The following is a 23,555-nucleotide window of genomic DNA, read 5'->3' as shown; positions in this document are numbered from 1 at the left end:
CCATTGAGCACCACGCAGCTCATAGAACCCTTCGCCGTCGCGAAGGAGGCCTCGGCGGTCCGCGTTCCGGTCCTCCTGCTTTACGGGGAGCAGGACGTCACGGTCGAGCCGCTGCGGGACGTCGCAATATTCCGCTCCGCTCCCGACATCGCCACCGCCATCATCCCCCGGATGGCCCATATGCATAACTTCGCGCCGACGCGGGCGCTCGCCTGGGCGCGTCTCCAGGCGTTCATACCCCGGGTCGCCGCCGTGGGCGACCACGCCGCCGCGGCCGAGGCGGCTCCCCCGGCCTCCTGAGAAGGCCGGTCCGCACGGCGACTTCCGCGCGACCGGGCCGGAGCGCTCGGGGCGCCGGTCGATGGTGTCGATCGGAGCATGAGCCGGCCGGGCCTCGGAGGTCCGCGGCCGCCGGCCTGCTCACGCGTGCGCGCATCTCCCCCGCATCGGCCGTTCTACCAGGGCGTTCGCGGTCGGGCCTTGACGGGACATGGCTCCCATGGAATTTTCGAAGCACCTTCAAAAATTTCTCGGAGTAGGAGCCGTGGTGCCCGCCCCAGATCTCGATCTCCCCGCGCCCGCCCCCGTTCCCCGCAACCTCCCGGGGCTGCCCATGCCCCAGAACCCCGACCTCCTCTTCGACCCCGGACTGCGCCCGCGCGTCCTCCGGAAGGCCGAGGGCCGGTTCCCCTTCCCCGTCCCCAACGGCTGGTTCATCGTCGCCGCCTCGGCCGACCTGGCCCCCGGCGACGTCCGGCCGCTCTACGCCTTCGGCCGGGAGCTCGTCCTGTTCCGCGGAACGGACGGCGTCCCCCACGTCCTCGACGCGCACTGCAGCCACCTGGGCGCGCACCTCGCGGTCGGCGGCCAGGTCGAGGAGTCCTGCATCCGCTGCCCGTTCCACGGATGGAAGTTCGACGGCACCAGCGGCCAGTGCGTCGACGTCCCCTACGACGACGTCGAGTACGTCCCCGCGCGGGCCTCGATGCGCGCCTTTCCCACCATCGAGCGCAACCAGATGGTCTGGGCCTGGCACCACCTCGAGGGCGGTGAGCCGTTCTACGACGTGCCGGCCGTCCCGGAGTTCGACGATCCCGACTGGCTGCCGATCGTCGTCCGGGAGTTCCCGATCGCCACCTGCTGCCAGGAGATGGCAGAGAACAACGTCGACCGCGCCCACTTCAAGTTCGTCCACGGCACCGACTCCATCCCCGAGGAGGAGTTCCACGTGGACGGCCACTACAAGAAGACCGTGGGCGGGGGCGGGACCTTCGTCCGCGAGGGCTACGGGCTCGGCCTGGGCGTCCTGCGGGTGGAGGGCATGACCACCTTCGTCTCCAGCACCACCCCGCTGGACGAGGACAACGTCCACGTCCGCTGGATCTTCACCGCCCCGCGCTCACTGGGCCCGAACGCCGCGGAGGAGGCGGCCGACCTGTTCTGCCGGGGCCTCAGCCAGGACATCCCGATCTGGGAGAACAAGATCTACAAGGAGCCGCCGGTGCTGCGGCCCTCGGAGAAGGAAGTCAGCGAGCACCGGCGCTGGTGCCGCCAGTTCTACTCGTTCCCCAAGGAGCAGTCGTGAGCCTCACCCGCTGGGTCCAGGAACCCGCCCCGCCGGCCTCCGGCCTGTCCGACGCCACGCCGGCGCTCCCCTCCCTGGAGGCGGTCTACCTGACCGACCCCGCGGCGCTGGCCGAGGTGCTGCCCCCGCCGCTGACCCCGCCGGCGCGGCCGCGCGTCCACGTCCGCGTCGTCGACATCGACCTCCGGTTCGGCGAGCACCGCCACAAGGAGCTCGTCGGCTACTTCGCCGTCGAGGCCGAACTGGACGGCGAGCCGGGCGAGTACCCCCTGCTCATCCCGATCGACCTGGAGCCGGCGATCTCCATCAGCCGGGAGCGGTTCGGCGAGCCCAAGAAGCTCGCCGACATCGAACTCACCCGCGCCGAGGACGGCACGGTCCACGGCGCCGTCACCCGCCAGGGCGTCACGTTCATCGAGATGACCGGCCGGGTCACCGGCGAGCTGCCCGTCCCGGAGCCCTACCCGGCCCGGCAGTTCTGGTACAAGTTCATGCCCGCCGTCGACGGCACCGGCTTCGACGGCGATCCGCTGCTGGTCCGCATGGAGCAGGTGCGCACGGCCGAACGGGTCGAGGCGGTCGAGGGCGACCTCGTGCTCCGCGAGCTGCCCGGCTGCCCGGTCGTGGACCTGCCCGTCCTGGAGCCGCCCACCCTGCGGTGGGTGCGCCGCTCCAGCCGGAACGAGCCGAAGATCGTCGGGCCGGTCGACCCCGTCGCCTTCGCCCCCTACGCCCAGATCCGCTACCGGTGAACCGCCTCCAGGAGACACGATGAGCGAGCGCTACACCCTCATCTCCACCGACAGCCACGCGGGACTTCCCGCCGAGCGCTACCGCGACTACATCGACTCCCGCTACCACGCCGCCTTCGACGCCGCGCAGGCCGAGGCCGAGGCGATGCGGCGGCTCGCCGAGACCGACGAGCACCGCAGGTTCCTCAGCGAGTGGAACTCCGAGATCGGCCACCACGGCGGCATGAAGGGCGCCTGGGACCCCGAGATCCGCACCAAGGAGATGGACCACGACGGCGTCGCCGCCGAGGTGATCTTCCCCGACGCCGACTCCGCCGGCGTCGGCGGGGTCTCCAAGACCCCGTTCACCGCCGGGCTCGGCTCCACCGGCGACGACGACGCCGAGATGACCCTGGCCGGTGCCTGGGCGCACAACCGGTGGATCGCCGACTTCTGCGAGAACAGCCCCGAACGCCGGGCGGGCGTGGCGATCGTCCCGGTCCACGACGTGGACGCCGCCGTGCAGATGATCGGCTGGGCCGCCGACAAGGGGCTGCGCGGCGGCATCATGATCCCCACCAAGTGGGGCAGGCTGCCGTCCTACAACGACCCGGTCTACGACCCGGTCTGGGCCGCCGCCGCCGAGACGGGCCTGCCCGTCCACACCCACTCGGGCGTCGGGCCGGACGAGGACGACTACGGATTCACGCCCGGTCTCGTCTCCATCTACGCCACCGAGGCGTACTGGTGGGCGGCCCGGCCGCTGTGGGCGCTGATCCTGGGCGGGGTGTTCGAGCGGCACCCGAAGCTCAAGTACGTCATCGCCGAGAACGGCGCCTGGTGGGTGCCCGACATCATCAGCCGGATGGACTCCAAGTGGGAGGGCGACCACGCCACCCGCAAGTTCGGCCCGTCCGCGTTCCGGTCCGGTCTCACCATGAAGCCCGGCGAGTACTTCGACCGCAACTGCTGGATGGCCGCCTCGGTGATGGGCGACATCGAGGTCGAACGGCGCCACCGGATCGGCGTCGGCAACCTCATGTGGGGCAGCGACTACCCCCACCCCGAGGGGACCTGGCCGCACACCCGGCCCTGGCTGGCCGACCGGTTCGGGCGCGTTCCGCAGGACGAGGTCCGGCGCATCCTCGGCCTGACGGCGGCGGAGGTCTACGGCTTCGACCTGGACGCGCTGGCCCCGCACGTCGAGCGCGTCGGCCCGACGGTGGAGGAGATCCACGGGGCGGGGGCGGCGTGACCGGGGCCCTCCAGGACTTCACCGGCCGGGTCGTGGTGATCACCGGGGGCGCCGCCGGCATCGGGCGCGCCCTCGGTGTGCGCTTCGCCGCCGAGGGGTCCAGGGTCGTCCTGGCCGACGTCGAGGCCGGCGCCCTTGCCCGGACGGTCGAGGAACTGGCGGCCGGCGGCGAGGTGACGGGCGTGCGGACCGACGTCACCGACCCGGCCTCGGTCGAGGCGCTCGCCGAGGAGGTCTACGGGCGCCACGGCGCGGTCCACGTCCTGATCAACAACGCCGGAGTCGGCGCGCCGTCGGCGAAGTCCTGGGAGAGCACCCCGAACGACTGGCGCTGGGTGCACTCGGTGAACGTGTTCGGCGTCGCCCACGGCGTCCAGTCGTTCGTGCCCAGGATGCTGGCCGGCGGCGAGCCGGGACACGTCGTCAACACCTCCTCCGGGGACGGCGCCGTCAACCCGCTGCCGAACGCGTCGGTCTACGCGGCGAGCAAGGCGGCCGTGTCCGTCCTCACCGAGTGCCTGGCCACCCAGCTCCGGGAGGAGAGCGGCGGGCGGCTCGGGGTCTCCCTGTTCCTGCCGGGCGGCGGGCTGCTCGACACCGGGCTGTGGACGGCCGACCGCAACCGGCCCGCCGAACTGGCCAGGGAGCGCCCGCGCGGCACTCCCGCCGTCACCGTGGCCCAGTTGGTGGAGATGGCCGCCGCCAGGGGCCGGGAACTGCCCGTCCGGCCGCTCGACGAGCTGGCCCGGCAGGTCGTGGACGGTATCAAGGACGGCGTCTACTGCATCACCGACGACCTGGCCGAAGCCGCGGCGACCCTGCGGGAGCGGGCCGATCTCCTCGCCGCGGGCCGCTGCCCGACGGTCGTGGACGCCCATGGGATCCTGACCTGAAACGGCGTGGCGGCGGATGCCGCCGCCACGCCCCGTCAGGAGCCCATCGTGAGCGACAGCAAGCAGCCCGGGGCCGGGCCCGGCCTCCGGGCCGGCCAGGGCCGCGGCCGCGGTCGGCCACCGAAGATCGACCGCGCCGCGATCGCCCGTGCGGCGGGCGAGATTCCGCTGAACGACCTCACCCTCGGCAAGGTGGCCCAGCGGCTCGGTGTCAGCGTGCCGAGCCTGTACCACTACGTGCGCGGCCGGGACGACCTGCTGCGGCTGGCCGCCGCGCAGTCGGCCACCCGGCTGACCCTGCCCGTCGACCACGACCAGCACTGGGCCGTCTGGTTCTACGAATGGGCCGTCTACATCCGCGAGGCGTTCGTCGATGACCCCGGGCTGCTCACCCAGTACATCAACGGAGCGATCAACATCGAGGTGTTGGCCGAGCACGTGGACGGCGCCCTCGGACTGTGCGTCCGGCAGGGCTTCTCCCCCGCCGAGGCCATGCAGGCCTACGACCTGGTCTCCGAGTGCGCCCTGGGCGCGGCCGTCACCTTCCTGCGCCAGGAGGCGCATCCCATCGAACAGGACCTGAGCGGGGCCCTGGCCGAGAAGGACGTGCCCTATCTGCGGCTCGCGGTCAGCGCGGGACCGTCCGTGCCGCTCCCCTTCACCGAGCAGATCGTCACGGTCCTCGCGGGCATCGCCACCCGCCGGGGCGAGGACTGGACCGAGATCTCCGAACTGCTGGCGAACCTTCCGGGAGCCTCGGCCACGTAGAACGCGACGCCCCGCCCCGGCCCGTCCCTCAGAGCGCCGCGGCGAGGTGCTCGGCGTGCTCTCCCGCCGAACCGAAGACCGTCTCCTGGACCCAGGCGCGCTTGAGGTAAAGGTGGGCCAGGACCTCCCAGGTGAAGCCCATACCGCCGTGCACCTGGACGCCGGTGCGTCCGCCGCGGGAGGCCGCCTCGTCGGCGAGGAGCTTGGCCGACGAGGCGGCGTCGCGCGGGTCGCCGGACTCGGGATCGTCCAGCACGAGGGCGGCCACCAGCGTCGCGGCCCGGGCCAGGTCGGTCCTGACCAGGGACTCGGCGAGCAGGTGCTTGACCGCCTGGAAGGAGCCGATGACCCGGTCGAACTGCACGCGCTCCTTGGCGTACCGGACGGCGAGGTCGAGCGCGCCCTGGGCGACGCCGACCTGCAGGGCGGCGGTGAGCACCGCGCCCAGGAGCCGCCAGCGGGCCGCGTCCTCGGCCGTCCCGATCCGCTCGCCGTCCTCCGGGCGTACGGACACCTGCGCGACGGGGGTCAGCGGGTCCAGCGGCAGGGACGCGGGCTCGGCCTGCGGGGCGGGCAGGACGAACAGGCCGTCGTCGTCGACGATCACCACATGGGTGGCGGCCCGGGGGTGCTCGATGACGGGCGCGGTTCCCCCTCCCTGGACGGCACCGGTGTCGAGCAGCGTGACGACCGCGTCGCCGTCGGCCGCTCCCGGCACCAGCCCGGCGGCCAGGAACGTGCCGGTCACCGGGCCGGGTACCAGGGAGCGGCCGAGTTCCTCGAAGAGGATGACCGTGTCGGCCATGCCGAGGCCCATGCCGCCCTCGTCCTCGGGCAGCGTCATCCCGAAGACGCCCATCTCGGCCAGGCCCTTCCAGGCCGCGCGGTCGAAGGAGTCCGTCTCGGACGCGGCGCGCAGCCGATCGGGGTTCCAGGCGTCGGCCAGCCGGCCGCGCAGCGCCGCCCGCATGTCCTTCTGGTCGGCGGTGAGCATCAGGTCCAACGGGGCTCCTTGGGCAGGCCGAGCACCCGCTCGGCGAGGATGTTCTTCTGGATCTGGGAGGTGCCCGCCGCGATGGTGAAGGACAGGGTGTTGACGCGGTCCTCCACGACGCGGGCGTTGGAGCCGCCGGGCAGGTCGCTCATCGCCAGCGCCGCCCGGCCCAGCACGTGCGCGGCGAGGTCGCCGATGCGCTGGCGGCTCTCGGTGAACCTCAGCTTGAACACCGAGGCCCCCTGGACGGGGATCATGCCCGCGGACGCCTCCGAGACGTTCTTGCGGATGAGCGACCACAGCCCGCTCACCTCGGCGGCGAGCGCGCCGGCCTCCCGGCGCAGCGCGGCGTCGTCCCACAGGGTGCCGCCGCCCGGCACGGAGGTCTTCCTGGCGACGGCGACGGTCTCCTCCAGGAGGTTGCGCGACTCGATCACATCGGAGATGAAGGCGGTGCCGCGCTCGAAGGAGAAGGTGACCATGGCCACCCGCCAGCCGTCGTTCTCCGCTCCGACCCGGTTGGCGACGGGGACGCGCACCCCGTCGAGGATCAGCTCGCTGAACTCGCTGCTGCCCACGACGGTGCGCAGCGGGCGGACCTGCACCCCCGGGGTGTCCATGGGCAGGATCAGCCAGGTGACGCCCTTGTGCCTGGGGGCGCCGGGGTCGGTGCGGACCAGCAGTTCGCAGTGGTCGGCGACCTCGGCGTGCGAGGTCCAGATCTTGCGGCCGTCGACGACGTAGTGGTCGCCGTCGCGGACGGCGGTGGTGCGCAGGGACGCCAGGTCCGAGCCCGCGTCGGGTTCGGAGAAGCCCTGGCACCAGACCTCCTCGCCGCGCAGGATCCGCGGCAGGTGGCGGGCGCGCTGCTCCTCGGTGCCCTCCACGATGAGCGTGGGGCCCGCGTGCAGGAGGCCGACGAAGTTGGCGCCGACGTAGGGCGCGCGGGCGCGGGCCGTCTCCTCCAGGAAGATCAGCTGCTCGGTCGGGGTCGCGCCGAGCCCCCCGTGGCCGGCGGGCCAGTCCACGCCCGCGTATCCGGCGTCGAAGAGCATGCGCTGCCAGGCGGTGTCGTAGGCCCGGCGGGCCGGCCAGTCGTCGCGGTCGGGCTTGTCCGGCAGGGTGGGCAGGACGCCGGCCAGCCAGGACCTCAAGCGGTCGCGGAAGGCGGCCTCCGACGGGGTCAGACGCAGATCCACGGGAAGCTCCTGTGCGAGTGCGTGCGCGATGCCGGCGGTCGGTGCGGGGACAACGCCGTCACCAGCCGCGGAACCGGGGGGCGCGGCGTTCGAGGAAGGCGCGCAGCCCTTCCTGACCGTCCTCGCTGGTCATGTTGATCTCGGCGGCCATCGCCTCCTCGGCCAGGCTGGCGGCCCGGTCGCCGTCCAGGGCCCGGTTGATCAGCCGCTTGCCCAGGCCCAGCGCCACCGTGGGCCCGGCGGCCAGGCGGGCCGCCCAGTCCGCCGCGGTCTTGGCCAGTTCGTCGGCGGGGACGACGCGGTTGACCAGGCCGAGGCGCTCGGCGTCGGCGGCGGGCAGGTCGTCGCCGAAGAAGACGAGCTCCTTGGCGCGCTGGGGGCCGACGAGCCGGGTGAGCAGGTAGGCGCCGGCGCCGTCGACGACCAGGCCGCGCCGGGCGAAGACCTCGATGAACTTGGCGTTGTCGGCGGCCAGCACCAGGTCGCAGGCGTAGGCGAGATGGCAGCCGATGCCGGCGGCCGTGCCGTTGACCGCCGCGATGACCGGCTTCTCGCAGTCGAGGACCGCCGAGATCATCCGCTGCGCGCCGCCCGCGATGGCACGCGTCACCGATCCGGCCGGATTGTCGGGCATGTCCTCGGGCGGGGGCGGTGCGTCGGCCGCCGGGGCGCCCAGGTCGGCGCCGGTGCAGAAGTGGCGGTCTCCCTCGCCGGTGAGCACGATCGCCCGCACCCTGGGGTCGGCGCTCGCCTCCGCCAGCCTGGCGATGATCTGCTGGCGCTGTCCGGGGGTGATGGAGTTGCCCGCCCGGGGCCGGTTGAGGGTCATCCGGGCGACGCCCTCCTCCCCCACCTCCCACAGGAGTTCGGGTCCCGGTGGTGTTTCGGACTGTGCTGGCACGGGCCTGCCGCCTTTCTCTCGCCGTCAACGAGTGTAAATTATATAAAACATCATCAATCCAGTAGCGCGGAGCCGTCCAGCGCCCCTCACAGAAGCGGGTACAGCGTGAACGACAAGGTCTACATCCACGAGTTCATCCACATCACCAAGCAGAACCGCGCCCGCTACATGCACCACATGACGGCCAACTGGAGCCCGATCGGCCAGGAGCAGCGCAACCAGCTCTGCTACGGCGTGTGGGGCGTGGTCGGCAGCACCGGCCCCTGGCCCCAGACGGTCAACATGTGGGAGGAGGACGGCCTGGACGGCCTGGCCGCCTCCTTCCGGCTGGAGTTCGGCAACAAGATCCTGCAGGACCCCGCGCTGGAGAAGTGGTGGGCCGGCGCCGCCGACCTGCGCTCGGGCGGTTTCGACCGGATCATGCTCCCGCACCCGGAGACCCTCACCATCGAGCGGTTGTGCGCGGCCGGGGTTCGCGGCGAGGTCTACGCCCACGAACTGGTCAAGGTCGCCCCCGGCACCTCCTGGCGTTTCCTGGACGCCGCCGTGGAGGGCGCCGAGACCGCTCTGGAGCGCACCGGGTGGCGGCTGACCGGTGCGTGGGCCACGGCGATGCGCAACCGCGACGAGTGCCTGCTGTTGTGGACCGTCCCGACGTGGGAGGACTGGAGCGCGGTGGAGAAGGCCCAGATCCGCGGCAACGACGCGCTGCTGTCCAAGGCCGGCGTCCACGTCCGGGAGCGCGAGCGGATCCTGCTCGTCGACGCCCCGCTGTCGCCCTTCCGCACCGGACGCCAGCCCTCTCGCGAGGATCGGACCGACTGGACCGACTGACCCGGACGAGGCGCGGGCGGCGGCCGACCCCTCGACTCGGCCGCCGCCCACAGGCCTCAGTCCGTACCGAGGATCGACACGAAGCTCACCATCTCCCCGGGGTAGCCGCCCAGGTTGTGGGTCAGCGCCAGGGAGCGGGAGCCATAGGTGGAGATGCGCCGCTCAGCCGGGGCTTCGCCGCGCAGTTGCAGCCATGCCTCGAACATCATCCGCAGCCCGGACGCCCCCACCGGGTGCCCGAACGACTTGAGTCCGCCGTCGGGGTTGACGGGCAGTTCCCCGTCCAGGTCGAAGGCCCCGTCCAGGATCCGCTTCCAGGCGGTGCCGCGCTCGGCCAGCCGCAGGTCCTCCATGAGCACCAGCTCGGTGGGGGTGAAGCAGTCATGGACCTCGGCCATGGCCATCTCGTCGATCGGGGAGGTCACGCCCGCCTGCGTGTAGGCGTCCCGGGCCGAGGCCGCGACCTCGGGGAAGGTCGTGTAGTCGTAGGCCGGGTCCATCAGGCCCGACCCGTCACCGGCGACGAACGACAGCGCCTTGATGAACAGCGGCTTGTCGGTGTACCGGTGGGCGTCCTCGGCCCGGACGACGATCGCGGCCGCCGAGCCGTCGGCCACCCCCGCGCAGTCGAAGACCGACAGCCCGCCGGCCACCTCGGGCATCGCGCGCAGCTTCTCGACCGACATCTCCTTCTGGAACTGTGCACGGGGGTTGCGGGCCCCGTTGGCGTGGTTCTTGGAGGCGATGCGGGCCAGCACCGTCTTCAGCTCGCCGGGGTCGACGTCGAAGCGGCGCGCGTAGGCGGGGGCGACCATGGAGAACATCGCCGCGGCCGTCAGCGTGCGCTGGGTGCCGTCATTGGGGATGGGAAAGGCGTTGAGCCCCTGGTAGCCGGAGTCCTTGACCTTCTCCACCCCGACGGCCATCGCCACGTCGTAGGCGCCGGAGGCCACCGCGTAGGCCGCCTGGCGCAGCGCCTCGGAGCCCGTGGCGCAGTAGTTCTCGACCCGGGTGACCGGCTTGTCCCTCAACCGCAGCGGCTTGGAGAGCGTCAGGCCACTCATGCCCGACTGGGCGGTGCCCAGCCAGTAGGCGTCGACCTCTTCCTTGGCGATCCCGGCCGAGGCGAACGCCTCGCCCGTGGACTCCAGCAGCAGTTCGTCGACGCCCTTGTCCCAGTGCTCGCTGAAGCGGGTGCAGCCCATCCCGACGATGGCGACCCGGTCCTTGATGCCGTGCGAGCCCATCTCAGGCCTCCTTCTCCGGCTCCCGCGCCGGCTCTCTCTCCGGTTCGGCCAGCGGCCGGGCCTTCCAGAAGTAGTTGTGGATCCCGTCGGAGGTGAACAGTCTGCGGAAGGTGGGCTCGACCCTGGTCCCGATCGCGACGTCCCCTTCGTCGACGTCGGTGAGCTCGATGGGGAGCCGGCCGCCGCCGTCGAAGTCGACGACCGCGAACACCACGGGCGGGCTCGGGGAGTAGGCCAGCCGGTCGACGGTGAAGGTGACGATCGTGCCCGCCGTGCCGGCCATGGGCGCGGCCGTGCCGTCCAGGGGGGACGGGGGCATGCGCACCATGCCGTCCTCTCCCTGGGAACCGACGAGGCCGAACTTCCAGTCCCCGTTCCGGGCGGCCGCCGAAGCGGAGGGGCGCGCGGGCTCGGGACGGCGCGGCGGCTCGACCGGCAGCAGGCCGCGCCAGGCCAGGTAGGTGCCGTAGGAGACGGGCGCGGCGGAGGCGATCTGCTCCGTCACGGGCCGTTCCACCGGGTGGGCGGCCAGCGCGGAGGTGGTGCGGAGGACCAGGGCGTCCGCGCCGTCGGCCAGCGACAGCAGGACGATGATCCTGCCCTCGGTCCGGTCCTCCTCGAGCGCCGCCGCGAGCAGCAGCGCGGGCTGGGCCGCGCCGACATTGCCGACGGTGGCGTCCAGCCGGTCGGCGACGCGTTCGGCGGGCACGCCCGAGCGGGCGGCGACGGCCTTGGCGGCGCGGCCGTGCAGACCCGCCACGATGAGCGTGTCCACCGCGGGCGCCTCCAGCCCGGCCTCGCCGAGGGCGAGCTTCAGCGTCTCCGTCCCGAGCGCGGTGTAGCGGGTCTCGCCGAACCGCTCCTCCCACAGCCGCGAGGCCGGCTCGCCGGGCACCCGCCAGCGGTCGACGAACTCCTCGGTCACCGAGGCACGGGCGAGGATCTCGGCGACGACCGGCCCGTCGGCGCCGGAGCCGATGAGCACGGCCGCCGCCCCGTCGCCGCCCGCGGCCTCGTCGGCCCCGCCGGGCAGCCCGCCGCGCAGGTCTCCGGCGACCACGAGCGCCGGGGACGCGGCGTCGCAGGCCGCGCGCAGCGCGCCGAGCGCCGAGCGGACCGAGCCGACGGCGTCGTAGGCGGGCACGTCGCGGCCCAGGCGCAGGGCGGCGTGCAGGGTGGTGGCGTTCGTGCGGTCGAGGTAGGGGGGTTCGGTGGTGGCGAACCAGAGGGCCCGCGGCTCGGCCGGAGCGGCGCGCAGGGCCGTCCGCGCCGCCGCGACGCCGAGGGTGATCGCATCCTCGTCGTAGGAGGCGACGGACCGGGTGCCCCGCCCGCCGCCCGCGCCCGCCACCGACCTGATCGTCTGACGGTCGAGCCTCCGGTGGGGCAGGTAGCCGCCCCAGGACAAGATTCCGCGCATGAAACCAGCCTAATCGTAGATTGCATAAAAGATCTAATCTGCAATTAGACTCCTTCCATGACTCAGGGTGGACCCCGGCCCCTCGACGGCATCCGCGTCCTGGCGCTGGAACAGATGCAGGCACTCCCCTACGCGACCCAGCTGCTGGCCCGGCTGGGCGCCGACGTCGTCAAGATCGAGCCGCCGTCCGGGGACTCGGGCCGCGGCTCGCTGCCCGCGATGACCGATCCGGACGGCCGGCGCGTCGGCGCCACCTTCCTGCGCAACAACCTCGGCAAACGCAGCGTCTGCGTCGATCTGAAGAATCCCCGCGGCAGGGAGCTCGTCCTCGAACTCGCCCCGAGGTTCGACGTCGTCGCCGAGAACTCCAAGGCCGGCGCGATGGCCCGGCTCGGCCTCGGCCACCCCGACATCGCCGCCGTGCACCCGGCCGGGATCTACGTCTCGGTCTCCGGCTTCGGCAACTCCGTCCCCACGCCCTACGGGGGCTGGCCCGCCTTCGCCCCCATCGTCGAGGCCATGTCCGGCATCTACGAGCTGAAGCGCACCGGCGACCGGCCCCCCACCGTGGCACCCGTGGGAGCGCTCGGCGACATCGGCGCCGCGCTGTTCGCCACCATCGGCATCCTCGCCGCGCTGCGCCACCGCGACGCCACCGGGCGCGGCCAGTACGTCGACATCGCCATGCTCGACTCGGTCATCGCCATGACCGACATCGTGACCAACTTCTGGTCGATGGGACTGCGCGGCGGCCAGACCGGCCCGCTGATCATGCACGGCTTCCGCGCGCAGGACGGCTGGTTCGTGCTCCAGGTCGCCCGCGAGCAGCACTTCACCAGACTGGCCGACCTCGTCGGCCGCCCCGAGTGGAAGGACGACCCCCGCCTGGCCACCCGGCAGGGCTGGGTCGACGAACTCGAGACGCTGCTGCGCCCCGCCATCGAGGGCTGGGCGGCGGACCTCACCAAGCTGGAGGCCTGCGACCTGCTGGGCCGCGCGGGCATCGCCGCCGGCCCCTGCCTCAGCGACGCCGAGGTCGTCGCCGACCCCCACGTCCAGGCCAGGAACATGCTGGTGGAACTTCCCCGGACCGACGGTGTGGAGCAGCCCGTCCTCGTTCCGGGCAGCCCCGTCCGGATGAGCGAGGCTCCCCCCGCCGCGGAGACCCGCCCGCCCTGGCTGGGCGAGCACACCGACGCCGTCCTGGCGGCGGAACTGGGCCTCACCGGCGCCGCCCTGTCCGAACTCCGCACCGGCAAGGTCATCTTCTGAGTGGCCCGCCCGCAGCACGACCGTCAGAGCCTGCCTCCGGTGCGGAACTCCTCCGGCATCCACGACGGATCGCGCCGCTCGGCGAACGCCCGTCTTCCCTCCGCCATCTCCTCGTTGTACGGGAGCACGTCGAACGTCGTGCGGTCCACGCGGTCGTAGTTGTCGTTGACGATCCGCTTGACCTGCAGCCGGGCCTGCGGCGCGGTGCGGCAGATCTGGATCGCCACCTCCTCGGCCACGGCGCGCACCCGGTCGTCGGGGAAGTCCAGGGCGGATGCCGGGGTGCCGAGGTCGTCGCTCTCCAGACCCATCGGCCCGGCGCCCATCAGCGGCGCTCGAAGGTCACGCCGGCGGCCTCCCGGTCCCAGGTGGCGGGCGTGACGCCCTCGTCCCTGAGCAGGTTCTTGGTCGCCCGTCCGGTCTGGCTCATCGGAAGCTCGTCGCGGAACTCGAAGTAGCGTGGGACCGCGTAGTACGGAAGCTGCTCGATCGACCAGCGGCACAGGGCCTCCTCGGTGAGGGCGGCCCCTCCCTTGAGTACGACGGTCACCTTGACGTCGTCCTCGCTCACCTCACTGGCCACCGCGTGCACGCACACGTCCCTGACGCCGGGGTGCTCGTGGAAGACCTTCTCCAGCTCCCAGCTGGAGATGTTCTCGCCGCGGCGGCGCATGTAGTCGGCCTTGCGGTCGACGAAGAACAGGTAGCCGTCCTCGTCCAGGCGGCCGATGTCGCCGGTGTGGAACCACAGGTTGCGCCAGGCCGAGACCGTGGCCTCCGGGCGCTTCCAGTAGCCCTCGAACATCACGTGCGGCATGCGGGGGCGGCAGACGATCTCGCCGTGCTCGCCCGCGGGCACCTCGCGGTCGTCGTCGTCGAAGACCTTGACGATGAACGCCTCCGCGTTGACGATGCCGGCCGAGCCGGGCCGCTTCTCCCTGCCCGGCGGCAGCCAGGAGATCAGCGACGCCTCGGTGGTTCCGTAGGCGTTGCTGAAGGTGGTGAGGCCGAAGCGCTCGCGGTAGATCTCGTCGATCTCCGGGGGCATCGGCGCCCCGGTCAGCAGGCGCAGCGTGGTGTTGGCCCCGGGCGTGCCGGAGTTCCTGGCCTGGGGGTGGTCGTCGGCCTTGGCGACGAGGACGGCCAGGGAGCCCAGGAGCGAGGCGATGGTGGCACCGGTGCGGTTGATCTCGGGCCAGAAGCCGGAGACCGAGAACCGGCGCGACAGCGCGGCCCGGCCGCCGTTGATCAGCGTGCCGGTGAGCATGCACGAGATGGCGTTGAAGTGGAACAGCGGGAGCGGGGACCACACGACGTCCTCGGGCGTGCGCCCCCACGAGGAGATGATCTGCCGGGCGATGGACAGGTGGTAGTTGTGGCTGAGCGCGCAGCCCTTGGACGGGCCCGTGGTGCCGCCGGTGTAGACGATGGTGCCCAGGTCCGCGGGACGCACCAGGACTCCGGGCCGGGAGCCGTCGGCCTTGAGCAGCTCCGCCCAGTCGTGCACCGCCCAGCGTGAGCCGGCCCCGGGGCTCCCGTCATGTTCGCCGACGACGACCAGGTGCCGGACGGAGTCGATCGTGTCGAGCAGTTCCATCGGGCGCTCGGCGAGATCGTCCTGGACGATGACGACGGAGGCCGTCGCGTCGGAGAGCACGTGACGCAGCATCGGGCCCTTGAGCGCGGTGTTCACCGGGACGGCGATCGCGCCGAGCTTGTGGATGGCGAACCAGGACACGACGGCGGCGGGGCCGTTCTCCAGCATGGTGGCGACCGTGGAGCCGTGCCCGACCCCCAGTTCGGCCAGCGCGTTGGCGACCCGGTTGGCCTCCAGGTCCGTCTCGGCCGCCGTGTAGGGGGTGCCGCAGCAGTCCAGGAACGGTCCGTCCGGGTCGCGTTCCAGGCGGCGGTCCAGCAGGTCGAGCAGAGTGCTCTGCTCGATGTTCGCCCAGTCGGACATCCGCTCTCCTTCAGATGGTGAATGTGTGGATATAGTATTCAATCTACGGGCACACCGCACGGGGCTCCCACCCCAGAACTGAACAGCGGTTCACTTTTTCGAGACGAAAGTTCAAGCCGCACCGCGATCCCCCACCGCGTTCGGAGGAGCACAGTGAACGCCGAAGACATGATCATGATCAGCGTCGACGACCACGTCGTGGAACCGCCGACCATGTTCGACGCCCACATCCCCGAGCGGTACCGGGACCGGGCCCCGCGGGTCCGCACCACCAAGGACGGCTCGGACGTGTGGACGTTCAACGGCCAGACGATCCCCAACATCGGGCTGAACGCGGTCGCCGGGCGTCCCAAGGAGGAGTACGGCATCGAGCCGACCGCCTTCGACGAGATCCGCCCCGGCACCCACGACATCGACGAGCGCGTCAAGGACATGAACGCCGGCGGGATCCTGGCGTCGATGAACTTCCCGTCCTTCCCCGGCTTCAGCGGGCGGGTCTTCTCCGCCGCCGAGGACAAGGACCTGGCCCTGGCGGTGCTGCGCGCCTACAACGACTGGCACGTCGACGAGTGGGCCGGCACCCACCCGGGCCGGATCGTCCCGATGGCGCTACCGGTGCTGTGGGACGCCGAACTGTGCGCCGAGGAGGTCCGCCGGGTCGCCGCCAAGGGCTGCCACTCGATCACCTTCACCGAGAACCCGGCCACGCTGGGCTACCCCAGCTTCCACAACGAGTACTGGGACCCGCTGTGGCGCGCGGTGTGCGACGAGAACGTCGTCGTCTCCATCCACCTCGGCTCCTCCGGCCAGCTGTCGGTGACCGCCCCGGACGCCCCGGTCGACGTCATGATCACGCTGCAGCCGATGAACATCTGCCAGGCCGCCGCCGACCTGCTCTGGTCGCGCGTCATCAAGAAGTTCCCCGGCATCAGGTTCGCCCTCTCCGAAGGCGGCACCGGCTGGATCCCCTACTTCCTCGACCGCGTCGACCGCACCTACGACATGCACCACCTGTGGACCGGCCAGGACTTCGGCGGGAGGCTGCCCAGCGAGGTGTTCCGCGAGCACTTCCTGACCTGCTTCATCTCCGACCCCGTCGGCGTCGAGCTGCGCCACCGGATCGGCATCGACAACATCGCCTGGGAGTGCGACTACCCGCACTCCGACTCCTCCTGGCCGAACGCCCCCGAGGAACTGGCCGAGGTCGCCGCCGGCGTGCCCGACGACGAACTCAACAAGATCACCTTTGAGAACGCGATGCGCTGGTACTCCTTCGACCCCTTCGTGAACGGCCGCACCAGGGAGAACGCCACCGTCGGAGCGCTGCGCGCCGAGGCCGCGGGCCACGACGTCAGCATCCGCTCCTACGACAAGGGCCGCTTCGAGAAGTCGGTCGGGATCGAGATGGGCAGGCTCGTCGATCAGGCCACCGCCTGACGTCCGCACCCACCGGGTGCCTCCGGGTCACCCGGTGGAGGACGCCTCGTCGCCCGGCTCCTCGTCCTCGAACATGCCACGGCCCCGGAAGAGCTCGACGACGACGTCGCCGTGCTTGCGCAGCATGGCGGCGTACTCGCGCTCGGCGAGGTCGGCGTGGCCGCCCTCGATGGCGGCGACGATGGCCGCCGTCCCCTCGCGCTCGATCTCGTCCGCGTCGGGCACCAGCTCGAAGAAGTTGCCGGGCACGATGTCGGTCATCTGGCGCAGCATGGTGCGCAGCCGCGGCGACTGGGCCGCGTCGATCACCGTCCGGTGGAAGTCCAGGGCGAGCCGGTGCAGGACCTCCGGATCCTCCGTGCCGGCGATCCGCTCCTGAATCACCCGCAGCGGCGCGGCGAGCCCGGTGCCCTTGCGCTCGACCGCGCGGCGCACGCCGAACCCGTAGAACAGGCCGTACAGCTCGTAGTGGTCGCGGACGGCCAGCTCGTCGAGGGCGTTCACGAAGGCGCCGCGGTGCGGGATCATGGTCGTCCAGCCCTCGCGCTCCAGCGCGATCAGCGCCTCCCGCACCGGGATGCGTGAGACACCGAGGGTCTGGGCGATGGCGTCCTGCGGCACCCGCTGGCCCTGCTTGAGCACCCCGTCGAAGATCAGCCGGCGCACGTAGAGGCGCACCTGCTCACCGCTGCTCTTCCGGGCCAGGCTCTCTCCCGGCAGCGCGGCGCTCTCCTGGGGCGCGGCCAAGATGTCGGCCGCTGCGGCCCCCTGGCGGCGTGCCATCCGCTCACGTCCTCGACTCGGCGGGTGACCCTCTGTCATCCGTATTGAGAATAAGATATCAGGATGACGAGGCCGAGCTGATCTCCCTCACCCCGCCCCCCTGTGACGTCTCACTCCTCGGGGAGGTCGAGGCCGAGCAGGCGGATGGCGTTGCCCCGCGCGATCCTGTTGATGGTGGCCTGGTCCAGGTGCCCGTACCGCAGGGCGGCCTCCTCGCGCGAGCGGGGCCAGGTGCCGTCCTGGTGCGGGTAGTCGATCTCGAAGGTGATGCCCTCGTTGGTGACCTCGTCGGCGGGCACGCTGACGGCGGCGATGTACCGCTTGATCCGAGTCATCACCCCGATTTTATCATGTATAAAATAAAAACTTGATATCGAGCAAAGAGGGACGGGGACGATGAGCGGAATTCCGGAGAACCGGCTCGTGCGCGTCACGGCCGAGGGCGGGGTGGGCGTGCTGTCGCTGGCCGATCCAGAACACCGCAACACCCTGTCCAAGCAGATGAGCGACGACCTCGCATGGGCGGTGGACGCCGCGCTGGACGACGGCGCGCGCGCCCTGGTGCTCACCGCCGAGCCGCCCGTCTTCTGCGCCGGCGGCTCCCTCGAGGGACTACTGAACCGCACGGTACCGCTGGCGGAGATGTACGCGGGCATGGAACGCCTCGCGGCGGCGGCGGTGCCCACCATCGCCGCGGTCGGCGGGCCCGCCATCGGCGCGGGCGTCAATCTTCCCCTGGCCTGCGACGTCATCCTCGCCTCACCGGCCGCGCGGTTCGATCCTCGTTTCCTGGACGCGGGCATCCACCCCGGCGGCGGGCACCTGTGGCGGCTGGCCGAGCGGGTGGGTGCTCAGGGCGCCGCCGCCCTCGTCCTGTGCGGGGACGTGCTCACCGGCGAGGAGGCCGCTGACATGGGACTGGCATGGCGGTGCGTGCCGGAGGATCGGCTGGAGTCGACCGCGCTGCGCCTGGCCGGACGCGCCGCTGAACGCTCCGCGCCGCTGGTACGCCGAGCCAAGCAGACGCTGCTCGCGGGACGCGCCCTCTCCAGCCCGAAGGAGGCGGCCGAACTGGAGCTGGCCGCCCAGGAGTGGTCGGTGGGACGTCCCGAGTTCGCCGAAAGCGTCCGTTCCATCCAGCGCAAGCTCGCCGAGCGCCGCGATGGCAGCGGAACCTCTCACACACCGCCCCGATCACCGTGACGACCATGCGGGCGCCGGTCGCGGCGATCGGGTAGGCCGCAGCCGGTCCCGGCGAACGCCTCGTGAAAGATTTTTTATATAATAGATAATAGAAGAACGAGAGGAGTCTCCATGCGGGTGCTCAGCGGTGTGGACGAGATCCGGGGTGCCGTCGGGCAGCACCTCGGCCACAGCGGTTACCGGACGGTCACGCAGCAGGACATCGACACCTTCGCCGGGCTGACCGGTGATGACCAGTGGATCCACGTGGACACCCAGCGGGCCGCCCAGGGGCCCTATGGCGGCACCATCGCCCACGGCCTGCTGACCCTGTCCCTCGGGCCGAGGCTGGTCCGGGAGATCTACAGGATCGAGGGCATGAGGATGGGGGTCAACTACGGCTACGACAAGATCCGGTTCCCCTCGCCCGTGCCCGTCGGCTCCAAGGTCCGGGTCGGCGCGGAGATCGAGGGCGTGGAGGACGTCAAGGGCGGACTGCTCGTCAGGCTCCGCTTCACCTGGGAGGTCGAGGGCTCCCCCAAGCCCGCGTGCGTGGCCTCGATGCTGTTGCGTTATGTCGTCTGAACTCCGAAGGGCCGAGGGGCACGGGCTCAGGAGATCCCCGGCTCCTCTTCGAGCCGGCGCTTGATGACCTTGCCGGTCGCGTTGTAGGGCAGGGCGTCGCGGAACTCGATGAGGGCGGGGACCTTGAAGGCGGCCAGGCTCTCCCCCGCCCACTCCCGGAGCTCCTCCTCTGTGGGCGCGGCGCCGGGTTCGGGGACCACGAAGGCCTTGACCTGCTGGCCGAGGATCCGGTCGGGCACTCCGATGACGGCGGCGTCGGCGACGCCGGGGTGTTCGACGAGGCGGTACTCGATCTCGATCGGGTAGATGTTCTCGCCGCCCCGGATGATGAGGTCGCGCATCCGGCTCTCCAGGTAGAGCACGCCGTCCACGATGCGGCCGTAGTCGCCGGTGCGGTACCAGCGGCCGTCGGCGAAGGCCGCGGCGGTGGCCTCGGGGTCGCTCCAGTAGCCGAGGAAGACGCCGGCGCCCTTGATGCACACCTCGCCGACCTGGTCCTCGCCCAGCGGCTCGCCGTCCGGGCCCCGGACCTGGACCTCCATGGTGGGGGCCGCCGCCCCGACCGACGCCGGGTGCCCGTCCATCCCGGCCCCGTTGAGGAACGTCCCGCCGCCGGTCGTCTCCGTCATGCCGTAGCCGTTGGTGATCTGGACGCCGGGCATCTTCTCCTCGAACAGGCGCAGCAGCTCGGGGGCGAAGGCCGAGCCGCCGCTGCCGATGACGCACACCTGGTCGGTGCCGTGCTCGTCGAAGTCCGGGTGGGTGAGCATCCGCCAGAAGTGGGTCGGCACGCCGTGCCACTGGGTGAGCTTGTACCGGCCGGTCAGCTCCAGCACCCGCCCGGCGTCCCAGCGGCCCGGCGCGGGGAAGACCAGCCTGGAGCCGGACATCGGCGTCCCCACCAGGGTGGGGCCCACGCCGGAGACGTGGAAGAACGGATTGGAGCAGACGCTCGTCCGCTGCACTCCCCCGGGGATCTGCCGGTACCTGCCGCCGCCGCCGAGGAGGGCGACCGTCCCGCCAAGGGCACCGAACATGCCGAAATGCACGAAGTTGCGGTGCGACAGTGTCGCGCCCTTGGGCCGGCTGGTGGTCCCGCTGGTGAACAGGATCGCGGCGGGGTCGTCCTCGTGGATGTCGGTCTCGGGCAGTCTCCCGGCCGGATCGTGGACGGCGGCCGCGGCCCGGTGCAGGTCCTGCAGCGCCACCGGGACGAGGCGGCCTTCCTCGGCGGCCTTGGTCTGCGCGAGCCGCTCGAGCGGGCGGGCGGAGCCCAGGACCAGCGAGGGCTCGGTCAGCTCGATGCCGTGCTCCAGCTCCGCGGGCGTCCACCAGCCGTTGAGGCCGGCCACGATGCCGCCGAGCGAGAGGGTCGCCCAGATCGCCAGCAGGTACTCCTTGCCGTTGGGCGAGGCGATCGCGACCCGGTCCCCCTTGCCGACGCCGTGGTCGGTCCGCAGGACCTCGGCGTAGGCGGCCGCCCAGGAGAGGGCCTCGGCGTAGGTCAGGGTCTCCGGCTCGGGCCCGTCGAAGACGCAGTATCCGGCGTCGGGATGGCGGTCGGCGGCCCGGATGAGCACCGCGGGCAGATGCGGGAGCCGCTGGACGAAGACCTCGGCGGGAAAGCCCAGGACCTCCTCCACGGTCCGCTCGAACGGCCCGCCCGGACCGCACAGCGTGTTCCGCACGTCCTGGCTCAGCGCCCGGTCGGCCGTCCACCGCAGGGTGACGGGGTTGGACCGGTCGGGGAGGGTGTCGGTCACGTCGTTCTCCTTCGACGGGTTCGCCGTGATCGGTCTCCGGTCAGCGCAGACCGGGCGCCCGGGTGCGGAAGATGTCGGTGGCGATGCGCGCACCGAGCGCGGTGGCGTCCCACCTCTTCTCCCCGTTCCCGATCGTGGCGGCCTCCCGCCAGCCCTCCATGAGGTGGATCTTGTCGTGGATGGCGCGCAGGACCTGGCCGCTGACGTGCTGGGCCTCGTCGCCGGCCAGCCACGCCACCAGCGGGGAGCTGCCGGCGGGGTCCATCGGGTGGTACTCGTCCTCGCCGAGGTCGTCGGGCTCGAACGCCTTGAGGTCCTTGGCCATGGTCGCGGTCAGCCGGGTCATGCCACCGGGGCCGACGGCGTTGACGGTGACGCCGAACCGGGCCAGCTCCAGGCTGGTGGTGAGGGTCAGCCCGACGATCGCGGCCTTGGCCGTGGCGTAGTTGGACTGGCCGAAGTTGCCGGCCAGGCCCGCGCCGGAGGTCGTGTTGATCACCCGTCCGGTGAAGCGCTCGCCGGCCTGGTACCGAGCGCGCCACCGCTTGGCCGCCAGGTGGGTCATCAGCCAGGTGCCGCGCACGTGGACCCGCATGACGGCGTCGAAGTCGTCCGGGGTCATGTTCCAGATGGCCCTGTCACGGGCGATGCCCGCGTTGTTGACCAGGATGTCCAGCCGGCCGAACTCCTCGACGGTGCGGTCCACCAGCGCGGTCGCCTGCCCCTCGTCCGCGACGTCGGCGAAGTCGGCGATGGCGGTGCCGCCGCGCTTGGCGATCAGCTGGACGACCTCCGCGGCGTCCTCGCCCCTGCCCTCCCCCTGCACGCTGGTGCCCAGGTCGGCCACGACCACCTTGGCGCCGTGCTTGGCCAGCTCCAGCGCGTGTCCCCGGCCGATGCCGTGCGCGGCTCCCGTCACGATGGCGATCTTGTTCTCGAGCAGTCGGGCCACGGTCTCGTCCTCCCTGGGCGGCTGAACACGTCGGCGGCCTTGCAGCGGGTCACGCCTATGGCAGAATATATATGTTATTCAAGATACTGATCAGGTCATCCCCGCGTCCACGTCTCCGGAGGAACAGGTGACCACCACCCCCACGGCCGCCGGATCGGACGGCTTCGTCGATCCCCGCGGCGACCTGCGCTGGGGCACGACCAGCGCGCTGCTCGCCGACGCCGCGCACCGGCTCGGCGACGCCGAGGCGATCGTCGACGGCGACGTCCGGATCGGCTACGCGGCCCTCGACGCCGCGGTGACGGCCGCCGCCCGGTCCTTCCTCGCCTCGGGTCTGAACCGGGGCGACCGGGTGGCCGTCTGGTCCCCCAACACCGCGCAGTGGATCATCGCCGCACTCGGGCTGCAACGCGCCGGAGGCGTCCTCATCCCGCTCAACACCCGCTTCCAGGCCCAGGAGGCCGCCTTCATCCTGGACAAGAGCAAGGCCAGGATCCTGTGCGTGATCGGCGAGTTCCTCGGCCGCGACTATCCGGCCTCGCTGGAGGACGCCGCCGGCGGCCCGGAGGGCGGCCGACCCTACGCCGGGCTTCCCGACCTGGAGCAGGTCGTGGTCCTCAGCGACGGCGGCCCCGGACGGCACACCTCCTGGGACGACTTCCTGGAGTCGGGCCGTACCGTCACCGAGGAGCAGGTCCGGGCCCGGGCCGCCGAAATCGGCCCCGACGACCTGTCGGACATGCTGTTCACCTCCGGCACGACCGGCAATCCCAAGGGCGCGATGTGCACCCACGCCCAGACTCTGCGCGCGTACGCGGTGTGGGCGGCGGTCGTGGGGCTGCGCGAGGGCGACCGCTATCTCATCGTGAACCCGTTCTTCCACGGGTTCGGGTACAAGGCCGGCTGGCTGGCCTCGCTCATCGTGGGCGCGACGAGCCTGCCCGCCCGCACCCTGGACGTCCCGCAGGTGCTCAAGGTGGTGCGGGAGGAGAAGGTGACCGTCCTGCCCGGCACACCCACGCTGTACCAGACCATGCTGGAGCACCCCGACTTCACCGCGGAGGGCGTCTCCGGCCTCCGGCTGGCCGTGACGGGCGCGACGGACGTCCCGCCGGCCGTCGTCCACCGCATCAAGGAGGAGCTGGGCTTCTCCCACATCGTGGCCGGCTACGGGCTCACCGAGTCCTGCGCGATCGTGTCGATGTGCCGCTACGACGACCCGCTGGAGATCGTCACGTCCACCGCCGGCCGCCCGCTGCCCGGCCTCGAGGTCGTCACCGTCGACGCCGAGGGCGAACCGGTGCCGATCGGCGCCGAGGGCGAGATCCTGGTGCGCGGCTACACGGTGATGAAGGGCTACCTGGACGAGGAGGCCGAGACCGCCGCGACCGTCGACGCCGACGGCTGGCTGCACACCGGGGACCTCGGCACGCTCGACGCCGACGGCAGGCTCCGCATCACCGGCCGGATCAAGGACATGTTCATCGTGGGCGGCTTCAACGCCTATCCCGCCGAGATCGAACGGCTGCTGTCCGTCCATCCCGCGGTCGCCCAGTGCGCCGTGATCGGGATCCCCGACGAGCGCATGGGCGAGGTGGGGGCGGCGTTCGTCGTCCCGCGCCGGGACGCGGCCCTGGACCCGGACGAGCTGATCTCCTGGGCCCGGCAGAACATGGCGAACTACAAGGTGCCCCGCCAGGTGCACGTGGTGGCCGAACTGCCGCTCAACGCCTCGGGCAAGATCGTGAAGAACGACCTGCGCGCCCGGCTGGCACGCGACGGCGGCGCCTGACG

At 71.7% G+C, this 23,555-nt stretch carries 23 protein-coding genes; 12 read left to right on the top strand and 11 right to left on the bottom strand.

Annotated features, from left to right (window positions below):
* Window positions 1-3 precede the first annotated feature (3 nt).
* The 6 genes from ACFPZN_RS08820 to ACFPZN_RS08795 all read left to right on the top strand — a co-directional run bounded on the left by ACFPZN_RS08820 (window position 4) and on the right by ACFPZN_RS08795 (window position 5,232).
* Window positions 4-300, top strand: a complete 297-nt coding sequence (locus ACFPZN_RS08820; RefSeq protein WP_378281324.1) for an alpha/beta fold hydrolase — start codon at window positions 4-6, stop codon at window positions 298-300.
* Between the two features lie 247 nt (window positions 301-547).
* Window positions 548-1,585: a Rieske 2Fe-2S domain-containing protein gene (locus ACFPZN_RS08815; RefSeq protein ID WP_378281323.1), complete on the top strand. Its 1,038-nt coding sequence runs from the start codon at window positions 548-550 to the stop codon at window positions 1,583-1,585.
* The gene (locus ACFPZN_RS08810; RefSeq protein WP_378281322.1) at window positions 1,582-2,337 is read left to right on the top strand and encodes an acetoacetate decarboxylase family protein; all 756 of its coding nucleotides are present in this window, start codon (window positions 1,582-1,584) and stop codon (window positions 2,335-2,337) included. Before ACFPZN_RS08815 ends, ACFPZN_RS08810 begins: the two co-directional genes overlap by 4 nt.
* Window positions 2,338-2,356: 19 nt before the next feature.
* Complete coding sequence (locus tag ACFPZN_RS08805; protein WP_378281321.1) at window positions 2,357-3,571, top strand: amidohydrolase family protein; 1,215 nt, start codon at window positions 2,357-2,359, stop codon at window positions 3,569-3,571.
* On the top strand, window positions 3,568-4,464 hold the full coding sequence (locus ACFPZN_RS08800) for an SDR family NAD(P)-dependent oxidoreductase (RefSeq protein ID WP_378281320.1): 897 nt from the start codon (window positions 3,568-3,570) through the stop codon (window positions 4,462-4,464). The genes ACFPZN_RS08805 and ACFPZN_RS08800 overlap by 4 nt, the downstream gene beginning before the upstream one ends.
* Before the next feature lie 48 nt (window positions 4,465-4,512).
* Complete coding sequence (locus ACFPZN_RS08795; protein WP_378281319.1) at window positions 4,513-5,232, top strand: TetR/AcrR family transcriptional regulator; 720 nt, start codon at window positions 4,513-4,515, stop codon at window positions 5,230-5,232.
* A gap of 28 nt (window positions 5,233-5,260) precedes the next feature.
* Here ACFPZN_RS08795 and ACFPZN_RS08790 read toward each other — a convergent pair whose 3' ends face one another.
* Genes ACFPZN_RS08790 through ACFPZN_RS08780 form a run of 3 tightly spaced genes read right to left on the bottom strand, consistent with a single transcriptional unit; the run spans window position 5,261 to window position 8,326 of the window.
* Window positions 5,261-6,226: an acyl-CoA dehydrogenase family protein gene (locus tag ACFPZN_RS08790; RefSeq protein ID WP_378281349.1), complete on the bottom strand. Its 966-nt coding sequence runs from the start codon at window positions 6,224-6,226 to the stop codon at window positions 5,261-5,263.
* Window positions 6,226-7,425: an acyl-CoA dehydrogenase family protein gene (locus ACFPZN_RS08785; protein ID WP_378281318.1), complete on the bottom strand. Its 1,200-nt coding sequence runs from the start codon at window positions 7,423-7,425 to the stop codon at window positions 6,226-6,228. The genes ACFPZN_RS08790 and ACFPZN_RS08785 overlap by 1 nt, the downstream gene beginning before the upstream one ends.
* 58 nt (window positions 7,426-7,483) lie before the next feature.
* A complete protein-coding gene (locus ACFPZN_RS08780) occupies window positions 7,484-8,326 on the bottom strand; it encodes an enoyl-CoA hydratase/isomerase family protein (RefSeq protein ID WP_378281317.1) in 843 nt (280 codons plus the stop codon).
* A gap of 105 nt (window positions 8,327-8,431) precedes the next feature.
* Between ACFPZN_RS08780 and ACFPZN_RS08775 the strand changes: the two genes are divergently transcribed.
* A complete protein-coding gene (locus ACFPZN_RS08775; RefSeq protein ID WP_378281316.1) occupies window positions 8,432-9,160 on the top strand; it encodes a hypothetical protein in 729 nt (242 codons plus the stop codon).
* A gap of 56 nt (window positions 9,161-9,216) precedes the next feature.
* Here ACFPZN_RS08775 and ACFPZN_RS08770 read toward each other — a convergent pair whose 3' ends face one another.
* Both ACFPZN_RS08770 and ACFPZN_RS08765 read right to left on the bottom strand, forming a co-directional pair.
* On the bottom strand, window positions 9,217-10,407 hold the full coding sequence (locus tag ACFPZN_RS08770) for an acetyl-CoA acetyltransferase (RefSeq protein WP_378281315.1): 1,191 nt from the start codon (window positions 10,405-10,407) through the stop codon (window positions 9,217-9,219).
* Window position 10,408: 1 nt separating this feature from the next.
* Complete coding sequence (locus tag ACFPZN_RS08765) at window positions 10,409-11,827, bottom strand: OB-fold domain-containing protein (protein WP_378281314.1); 1,419 nt, start codon at window positions 11,825-11,827, stop codon at window positions 10,409-10,411.
* 57 nt (window positions 11,828-11,884) lie between these two features.
* Here ACFPZN_RS08765 and ACFPZN_RS08760 point away from each other — a divergent pair, with 57 nt between their 5' ends.
* Window positions 11,885-13,099: a CaiB/BaiF CoA transferase family protein gene (locus ACFPZN_RS08760; protein WP_378281313.1), complete on the top strand. Its 1,215-nt coding sequence runs from the start codon at window positions 11,885-11,887 to the stop codon at window positions 13,097-13,099.
* A 23-nt stretch (window positions 13,100-13,122) separates the two neighbouring features.
* Here ACFPZN_RS08760 and ACFPZN_RS08755 read toward each other — a convergent pair whose 3' ends face one another.
* Window positions 13,123-13,410, bottom strand: a complete 288-nt coding sequence (locus ACFPZN_RS08755) for a Clp protease/crotonase-like domain-containing protein (RefSeq protein ID WP_378281312.1) — start codon at window positions 13,408-13,410, stop codon at window positions 13,123-13,125.
* Window positions 13,411-13,424: 14 nt separating this feature from the next.
* Window positions 13,425-15,059 carry an AMP-binding protein gene (locus ACFPZN_RS08750; RefSeq protein ID WP_378281311.1) on the bottom strand — a complete coding sequence of 545 codons (1,635 nt, stop codon included), beginning with the start codon at window positions 15,057-15,059 and terminating at the stop codon, window positions 13,425-13,427.
* 153 nt (window positions 15,060-15,212) lie between these two features.
* On the opposite strand from ACFPZN_RS08750, the gene ACFPZN_RS08745 reads away from it, so the two are divergent.
* Window positions 15,213-16,496, top strand: coding sequence for an amidohydrolase family protein (locus ACFPZN_RS08745; RefSeq protein WP_378281310.1), 1,284 nt, complete (start codon window positions 15,213-15,215; stop codon window positions 16,494-16,496).
* A 27-nt stretch (window positions 16,497-16,523) separates the two neighbouring features.
* On the opposite strand, the gene ACFPZN_RS08740 is transcribed toward ACFPZN_RS08745, so the two are convergent.
* Complete coding sequence (locus ACFPZN_RS08740) at window positions 16,524-17,279, bottom strand: GntR family transcriptional regulator (RefSeq protein ID WP_378281309.1); 756 nt, start codon at window positions 17,277-17,279, stop codon at window positions 16,524-16,526.
* A gap of 110 nt (window positions 17,280-17,389) precedes the next feature.
* Window positions 17,390-17,614: an amidohydrolase family protein gene (locus ACFPZN_RS08735; protein WP_378281308.1), complete on the bottom strand. Its 225-nt coding sequence runs from the start codon at window positions 17,612-17,614 to the stop codon at window positions 17,390-17,392.
* A 61-nt stretch (window positions 17,615-17,675) separates the two neighbouring features.
* On the opposite strand from ACFPZN_RS08735, the gene ACFPZN_RS08730 reads away from it, so the two are divergent.
* Together ACFPZN_RS08730 and ACFPZN_RS08725 are read left to right on the top strand one after the other, a co-directional pair.
* Window positions 17,676-18,482 carry an enoyl-CoA hydratase-related protein gene (locus tag ACFPZN_RS08730; RefSeq protein WP_378281307.1) on the top strand — a complete coding sequence of 269 codons (807 nt, stop codon included), beginning with the start codon at window positions 17,676-17,678 and terminating at the stop codon, window positions 18,480-18,482.
* 111 nt (window positions 18,483-18,593) lie between these two features.
* Window positions 18,594-19,046 (top strand): MaoC family dehydratase, encoded by a 453-nt coding sequence (locus ACFPZN_RS08725; RefSeq protein ID WP_378281306.1) that lies wholly within the window; start codon window positions 18,594-18,596, stop codon window positions 19,044-19,046.
* Window positions 19,047-19,072: 26 nt separating this feature from the next.
* On the opposite strand, the gene ACFPZN_RS08720 is transcribed toward ACFPZN_RS08725, so the two are convergent.
* Window positions 19,073-20,809 carry a class I adenylate-forming enzyme family protein gene (locus ACFPZN_RS08720; RefSeq protein ID WP_378281305.1) on the bottom strand — a complete coding sequence of 579 codons (1,737 nt, stop codon included), beginning with the start codon at window positions 20,807-20,809 and terminating at the stop codon, window positions 19,073-19,075.
* A 40-nt stretch (window positions 20,810-20,849) separates the two neighbouring features.
* On the bottom strand, window positions 20,850-21,761 hold the full coding sequence (locus ACFPZN_RS08715; RefSeq protein ID WP_378281304.1) for an SDR family NAD(P)-dependent oxidoreductase: 912 nt from the start codon (window positions 21,759-21,761) through the stop codon (window positions 20,850-20,852).
* Between the two features lie 127 nt (window positions 21,762-21,888).
* On the opposite strand from ACFPZN_RS08715, the gene ACFPZN_RS08710 reads away from it, so the two are divergent.
* Window positions 21,889-23,553 carry a FadD3 family acyl-CoA ligase gene (locus ACFPZN_RS08710; RefSeq protein WP_378281303.1) on the top strand — a complete coding sequence of 555 codons (1,665 nt, stop codon included), beginning with the start codon at window positions 21,889-21,891 and terminating at the stop codon, window positions 23,551-23,553.
* The last annotated feature ends 2 nt before the right edge of the window (window positions 23,554-23,555 follow it).

The sequence above is a fragment of the Actinomadura rugatobispora genome, from assembly GCF_042656285.1.
Taxonomy (GTDB): Bacteria; Actinomycetota; Actinomycetes; order Streptosporangiales; family Streptosporangiaceae; genus Spirillospora; species Spirillospora rugatobispora.
This window is presented reverse-complemented; position numbering and strand designations above follow the sequence as displayed.